At 58.2% G+C, this 6834-nt stretch carries 6 protein-coding genes and 2 pseudogenes; 5 read left to right on the forward strand and 3 right to left on the reverse strand.

Annotated features, from left to right (window positions below):
* Positions 1 to 222 precede the first annotated feature (222 nt).
* From nifB to EOA13_RS31920, 5 genes are all read left to right on the forward strand, one after another.
* Entirely contained in the window at positions 223 to 1704 is a 1482-nt protein-coding gene (gene nifB, locus EOA13_RS31900; protein ID WP_063169393.1) for a nitrogenase cofactor biosynthesis protein NifB, read from the forward strand.
* Between the two features lie 29 nt (positions 1705 to 1733).
* A complete protein-coding gene (locus tag EOA13_RS31905; protein WP_024505232.1) occupies positions 1734 to 1928 on the forward strand; it encodes a 4Fe-4S binding protein in 195 nt (64 codons plus the stop codon).
* Positions 1929 to 2013: 85 nt separating this feature from the next.
* Complete coding sequence (locus EOA13_RS31910) at positions 2014 to 2334, forward strand: nitrogen fixation protein NifZ (RefSeq protein WP_024505231.1); 321 nt, start codon at positions 2014 to 2016, stop codon at positions 2332 to 2334.
* Entirely contained in the window at positions 2331 to 2543 is a 213-nt protein-coding gene (gene nifT / locus EOA13_RS31915) for a putative nitrogen fixation protein NifT (protein ID WP_024505230.1), read from the forward strand. The genes EOA13_RS31910 and nifT overlap by 4 nt, the downstream gene beginning before the upstream one ends.
* Before the next feature lie 34 nt (positions 2544 to 2577).
* Entirely contained in the window at positions 2578 to 3471 is an 894-nt protein-coding gene (locus EOA13_RS31920) for an SIR2 family protein (protein WP_024505229.1), read from the forward strand.
* Positions 3472 to 3778: 307 nt separating this feature from the next.
* Here the strand turns inward: EOA13_RS31920 and EOA13_RS31925 are convergent, their stop codons facing one another.
* From EOA13_RS31925 to EOA13_RS31935, 3 genes and pseudogenes are all read right to left on the reverse strand, one after another.
* The gene (locus tag EOA13_RS31925; RefSeq protein ID WP_024505228.1) at positions 3779 to 4345 is read right to left on the reverse strand and encodes a sugar O-acetyltransferase; all 567 of its coding nucleotides are present in this window, start codon (positions 4343 to 4345) and stop codon (positions 3779 to 3781) included.
* 464 nt (positions 4346 to 4809) lie between these two features.
* Positions 4810 to 5853, reverse strand: a pseudogene (gene nifA / locus EOA13_RS31930) (nif-specific transcriptional activator NifA); the annotation flags it as partial.
* 772 nt (positions 5854 to 6625) lie between these two features.
* Positions 6626 to 6834: pseudogene (locus EOA13_RS31935) on the reverse strand (beta-ACP synthase); the annotation flags it as partial.

A 6834-nucleotide genomic window follows, 5' to 3' on the forward strand; every position in this document is an offset into this window, starting at 1 on the left:
GCCAATCGTCAGGCCAGTGGTCTTGCGCGCCCTGTGCGCGACAAGGAGTGCTTCGTGCTTCTGAACGGATTTGGACTTGCACTGTCGCAAGCAGGACAAAATTGTGTCGCGCCGGCCTGACACAATGCGATATCGACCCGAATAGTGAACTGAAGCCGCTTTTTTCAGTTGGTATGGCTCTTGCACCTTGAACCGCGACGTTACCAGCAACGGAGCCGTTTGATGTCCTCACCGACAGTTTCGATTGAGGGGCCGACTAGCACGACATCCGAGGGTCTTCTGGCAGCCGCGAAATCCGGTGGCTGCGCATCGTCTTCCTACGGCTCGTCGCCGACCAGCCCGGGCGAAGAGGATCCGGCTATTTGGGAAAGGATCAAGGATCACCCCTGCTTTTCGGAGGAAGCGCATCATTATTTCGCGCGTATGCATGTGGCGGTCGCGCCGGCTTGCAATGTCCAGTGCAACTATTGCAATCGCAAATACGATTGCGCCAACGAGAGCCGGCCTGGTGTTGTGTCTGAGAAGTTGACGCCCGACCAAGCGCTACGCAAGGTCATCGCCGTTGCCAACAAAGTTCCGCAGCTTTCGGTTCTTGGCATCGCTGGGCCGGGGGATGCCTGTTACGATTGGGAGAAAACGAAGGCAACGTTCGACCGCGTCATCAGGGAAATCCCCGACATAAAGCTGTGCGTCTCCACTAATGGGCTCGTGCTGCCGGACCATGTCGCCGAGCTTGCCGAAATGAATGTTGATCACGTGACGATCACCATCAACATGGTCGACCCGGAAGTCGGCGCGAAGATCTATCCATGGATCTTTTATGAAAATCGCCGCTACTTCGGCATCGAAGCCGCTCGAATCTTGCACGCGCGGCAGATGCTGGGCCTGGAGATGCTGAGCGCGCGCGGCATCCTCACCAAAATCAACTCGGTGATGATTCCTGGAGTGAACGACCAGCACCTGTTTGAGGTGAACAAAATGGTCAGGGAGCGGGGCGCGTTTCTGCACAACGTGATGCCTCTGATTTCGGACCCGGCGCACGGTACCCACTACGGACTCATCGGGCAGCGCGGCCCAACGGCAACGGAGATGATGGCTCTTCAGGATCGACTTGAAGGTGGCGCCAAGTTGATGCGCCACTGCCGGCAGTGCCGGGCAGATGCTGTCGGCCTGCTCGGTGAAGATCGTGGCCAGGAATTCACGCTGGACGGTATTCCCGACGATGTCGCCTACGATGCTGGCAAGCGTCAGGCCTATCGGCAGGTGGTCGCACACGAGCGCCGTGATCATGAGGCGGCGAGGAGCGAGGCCATCGGTATGGTCAAGGCAACAGACTCCGAAAAGTCGCTTCTGGTTGCGGTGGCCACTAAGGGAGGTGGACGGGTCAACGAACACTTCGGCCACGCGAAGGAATTCCAGGTTTATGAAGTCTCGCCTAGAGGGATCAGCTTGGTCGGGCATCGGAAGGTCGAGCGGTATTGCCTCGGAGGCGGGGGCGAAGACGCCATCCTCGAGGGCGTCATCGCAGCGCTCGAAGGCATACACATAGTGCTATGCGCCAAGATCGGAAATCGCCCGAAGGAACAACTCTCGCGAGTTGGACTGCGCGTAACCGACGCCTATGGCCATGACTACATCGAGACCGCAGTCAGCGCACTTTACGCGGCAGAGTTTGGGATCAGACCACTAGCGGCGACGGCCTGAGCCGTCTCGTCCGATAACCAGGAGTTAGAATGGCTTTAAAGATCATCGCATCCCAATGTACCCAATGCGGGGCCTGCGAGTTCGAATGTCCTTCGGAAGCGATCAAGTTCAAGGGCGACGCCTATGTGATCGATCCAAACAAGTGCACCGAATGCAAGGAGGCCTTCGATACGCAGCAATGCGTGTCGGTCTGTCCGGTACCGAAAACCTGCGTTCCCGCTTGATTCCTACCGAAACGGTCGGGTTCGCCGCACGACGACGCCTGCAACCCGCGACCACAACAAAAGCCTCGAGAAAGGAATGGACAGCATGTGGTCCAGACGCGAACAGGAGGTCGAAATCGGCAGACCGCCACGGTTCATGCAGGGTGAGCGGGTCCGTGCGATACGCCACATAAAAAACGACGGCACCTATCCCGGCAAGGAGATCGGCGAAAACCTCGTGCGGAAGGGCGACGAAGGCTACGTGCGCGACATTGGAACCTTTCTCCAGCAATTCTTCATCTATGCGGTCGAATGGATCGATCGTGGCACGGTCGTCGGCATGCGAGCGCGCGAACTCATTAGCCTCGACAAAGTCGAGGTTCCCTGCGGAGCTGAAGGCATTTCCAACGGGGGAACAGCCGGATGAAAGTAATGATTCGCAGGACCGCTACTGGCTTGTCGGCTTATGTCCCCAAGAAGGATCTCGAAGAGCCGATCACCGAGATTGAGAACGCTGACTTATGGGGCGGGACCGTGACGCTCAGGAACGGTTGGCGGCTCATGCTGCCCGACCTTCCGCGCGACACGCGTTTGCCGATCACCGTCGAGGCGATGAAGATTTCCGACGGGGCCTGATGCCGGTGGGTTCAGTGGCGGAGAGGAAACGCGTATGAACACGATGCTGAGCTGGGACCATCTCGTCGTCGTCCGGGGCAGTTTTGCCAAAAAACTGATTGACCTGCTGAACGGCGCTCTCAAGGCCGATCGAGTGATCCCCTATCTCGGTCCTGGTCTTCTGCAGCTTAACCCACCGGAATCCCCTGTACCTTGCACCCCTGAAGATGTCGCCGCGGCCCTCAACAAGCGGGCGCCTGCCCCTTCCAGGATTCGCACCAATATGTGGTCGGTCGCGCAGTTTATCGAGCAGCGCCGACATCGTCGGACTCTCCAAGCGTGGATGGCGGAGATATTCGCAGCCCCCGCCGAGCCGACCGTTCTTCACGCCTGGCTCGCAACCCTTCAACTGTCTGTCATCATCGACAGCTGGTACGATGGCGCCATGCGAGCAGCCCTTGCAGAGGCCGGCCAAACAGACGTTGTCGAGATACAAGGAACGACGCGCGCGACCGGAATCGGTAACATCTGGACGAGAACTTACGATTTGTCAGGAACAGAACTCGAGGCCGAACAAGTGGCTAGGACGGTGCTCTATGCGCCGCACGGCAGCGTCAGGCCGGCGGCAAACTTCCTCGTGGCTGATTCCGATTACGTCGAAGTCCTAACCGAAATTGATATCCAGACGCCGATCCCGGACGCGGTGAAGCAACGGCGCGTCAACCGGGGTTTTTTCTTCGTGGGCTGCCGCTTCAACGATCAGATGCTGCGCACATATGCCAGACAGCTGATGAAGCGCTCCACTGGCCCACATTTTGCGGTGATCGATTCGGCTACGCTGACCAGAAACGAACGTCGTTTCCTTGCCGAAGGCGCAATCACGGTCATCGACATGCCGATCCGCAACGCCGCGGCTCGCCTCGTCGGGGTCGATGCTAGCCAGGATTAATGGCCGGCGATTGCTGGTGAGTCGCTGCTTGCCTCCAAGGGCGAAAACTCAGTTGGGAATACATTCGTGAGCAGTAATGCTAGTGGCAGCACAACGTAGGCTCTGAATTCGTTGGGCCATGTGAAAGGGTCCGCTGCTGCGGGACGTGAGCACGTTGCGGCGGCATTACGCACATGATCTTGTGACCCCCGTGGCAAAAGAACTGAAGCGCCCGAGTCGCGACAACATATGCAGCGCTCAATGGCTTCGACAAAAATTCGGCACAGTTTCGACAGTTCGCATGCACCTCCAGGGTCAACGAGGTTGATTATGCCTGTTTATGTGGGTCGGCCACGCGAGCAGGAATTCCCACTACCTTTGCCCCGGCGGGAACATCTCGTGTGACCACGCAGCCAGCGCCTACCACTGCATTATCACCAATCGTGACGCCAGGCAGAATGATTGCTCCACCGCCGATCCAGACACGGCTGCCAATGTGAACAGGACGCCCGACCTGCAGGCCGGCCTGCCGCTGCTCGGCATCATGTGGATGATCGGCGGTATAAATCTGCACAGCAGGCCCAATTGCCGTTCCTTGCCCGATTTTGACCTCTACCACGTCAAGAATAACGCAGTTGAAGTTGATGTAGGCATTGGCTCCAATGCGGATATTGAATCCGTAGTCGCAAAAAAAGGGCGGACGGATGACCGTTCCGCGCCCAACCTCTCCCAGCCGCTCGGACAAAAGCTCATGCCAATGCCCCGTGGTCTGCCCCAGCGTATCATTGTACCGCTTGAGCCAAGCCCCGGTTGCCAACAGGTCAGCTTGGATCTCCGGATCCGCCGCATTGTAAAACTCGCCTGCGAGCATCTTTTCTTTTTGGCTACGCATCATAGTCTCCCGTCAGGTCGTGTCCCGTACAGTGATGCAGGAACGCACATCAAACTGCCTCGGCAACTTTGTAACTCGATCTTGCCGGGCGCGCGGTCGGTCACGAGCCGGGGCGACAGTTTCGTCTCGACCAACTTCCAAGAATTTGGATATCGGAGATCAACCGGTCGCAGGGGCCAATACCTGACGAAGTCGGCAACTGTCCAGCGGTCGAACTCACTTTCATGCCCATCTCAGATTGCGTGATATCGAGCGGTAAGCCATCAGCTAATGTATCGACCAGGTCCCGCCAGAGGATTACTCCTTTTTAGTTTGTCAGTCGCAGAGCCCCAGTACGACTGGTGGTAGAAAGCACACGGCCGGAATCTTGGCAGCGCTGTTCACACCCACTTCGTAAGCCTGGCCGATGGGCTCGGCGCCAGAGCACCAATGCTTGACCTGCTCCAGCTCTTGCTCGGCGGGTTGTTTCAGAGACGCTTGATCTCGATACCGCGTTTTCTCAGCACGTAGCCGATCTGGCGCGGGGTCAAACCGAGCAGGCGCGCCGCCTTTGCCTGCACCCAGCCACACTTTTCCATGGCAGCAATGACCGTATCGGCATCGGGCACCCTACCACGAGTCGTGGCAGGGCCTATCGGCGCTTGCCCGTCGCCGACGGGCGGGGCGGCACAGGCGGCGGAAGGCTCGATCGTAGTCGACTTCTCTGACGTCGGCTGTCCGTTCTTCCACAGCGCCGCGGCCAAGCACTGATCCGCGTAACAGGCAAAGTCAGTTCTGAGGATTGATGGACCCGTCGCCAGAACTGCCGTCCGTTGAACGCAGTTTTCGAGCTCTCGGATGTTACCTGGAAATTCGCAGTTCATTAGCACCTCAATCGCTTCGGGAGCGAAGGTCAGCGTGTGATCATTCTCAGTATTGAAATTCTTGAGAAACTGAGCGGCCAAGAGCGGAATATCACCTCGCCTTTCGCGCAATGCCGGCACGCGTAAAGTGACGACGTTGATGCGATAATAGAGGTCTTGCCGGAACTCCTTGCGTTGAACTGCCGTTTCCAAGTCCCTGTTCGTTGCGGCAATCACGCGAACATCAACTTTAATGGTGTGGTTGCTGCCGACGCGCTCAAACTCCTGCTCCTGCAGGACACGCAGCAGCTTAGCCTGGAACGAACCTGATATTTCGCCAATCTCGTCCAGAAACAATGTGCCTTTGTCGGCAGCCTCAAAGCGCCCCTTGCGCAAACTGCTCGCGTCGGTGAAGGCACCCTTCTCATGACCGAACAAGTCAGATTCCAGAAGCGTCTCGGTGAGCGCCGCGCAATTGACCTTGATGAAGGGCTGCTTGGCGCGAGGCGAGAGCTCGTGAATGGCTTTGGCAACCAGCTCCTTGCCGGTTCCGGATTCACCTCGCAACAGGACCGTAGTCTTCGCCTTGGCCACCTTGACAAGGTGCTCACGCAGCTTGCGCAGCGCCTGACTATCGCCAAGCATCTCCTTGCTGATCTTTTTACGTTCCATTTGGCAGCCCATCCCACTCCGCCACCCGCCGGTAGAACTGCACTGGACGGTGAGCTGTGTTGTATTTCGCCATCATCATTCTCGATCTCACCTTTGTTGCTTCGAAATTTCCGGCGCGCGGACCCCCTCGGCAAATGGCAATGGCGCCTGAGCATCGTTGTCTTTCACCAGGACGAGCGTCTTCTCCTCCGTGCGGGCGCCCGCAATATGCGCGCTTGTTTGCGCAGGCCTTTACTCGACCGGTCGCCGTTCTGTCCGGCTTCTGCCGCACCGCAGCCTGCAAACCCATCCTTGACAAGAAAGGAGGGGAGTCAATCGAGCTCTCCTTGCATTCGTGCAAGGAAAATTGTCAGTTTGATAGAATTCTATCAAAACGGCAGAAACGCCCCGCCCCCAATTTGGCTGTACCTGCGGCGTTCAGCTTACGTGACGACATGTGCGGACTTGTCCCAATTGCCGTCCGAGTTGTGCGGGAAACAGTAGCCGCTGCGCTGTTCGCTTCAACCGCGTGATGCCGCTGACAGTAGAGGCGGCGGCTCGTCGAGCGAGGCTTCATTGTTCGGCTACTAAAGCGGCTGTGCTTTGGTGGGAGTTGGTTTCGCCCAAGTTCTGGGCCTGGGGGCGTCTAGCCCGTTTCGCCGCACAGGCTCCTCCCACATCGTCGAGGCCGAGAAGGAGGGACCCCACAGCCCTCCCTGTATCACAATGCCCCGCCCCTCAAGCAGCTAGATACGACAGGTGACCTCGAATGAGGCGTCTTGCATGGCTTCTACACCTGCCTGAATGCCAGAACTGCGTTCGTACCGCCCATGGCGAAGGCGTTGCTCATGGCGACGCGCACCTTGCGCTCGCGCGGCACATTGGGTGTGATGTCGAGGTCGCAAGCGGGATCTGGCTCGCGATAGTTGGCGGTCGGCGGCACGACGTCCTCTTGGATTGCCATCACGCAGGCGATCATTTCAAGCGCGCTCGCTGCGC

The organism is Mesorhizobium sp. M7A.F.Ca.US.011.01.1.1 (genome assembly GCF_003998295.1).
Lineage (GTDB): Bacteria > Pseudomonadota > Alphaproteobacteria > Rhizobiales > Rhizobiaceae > Mesorhizobium.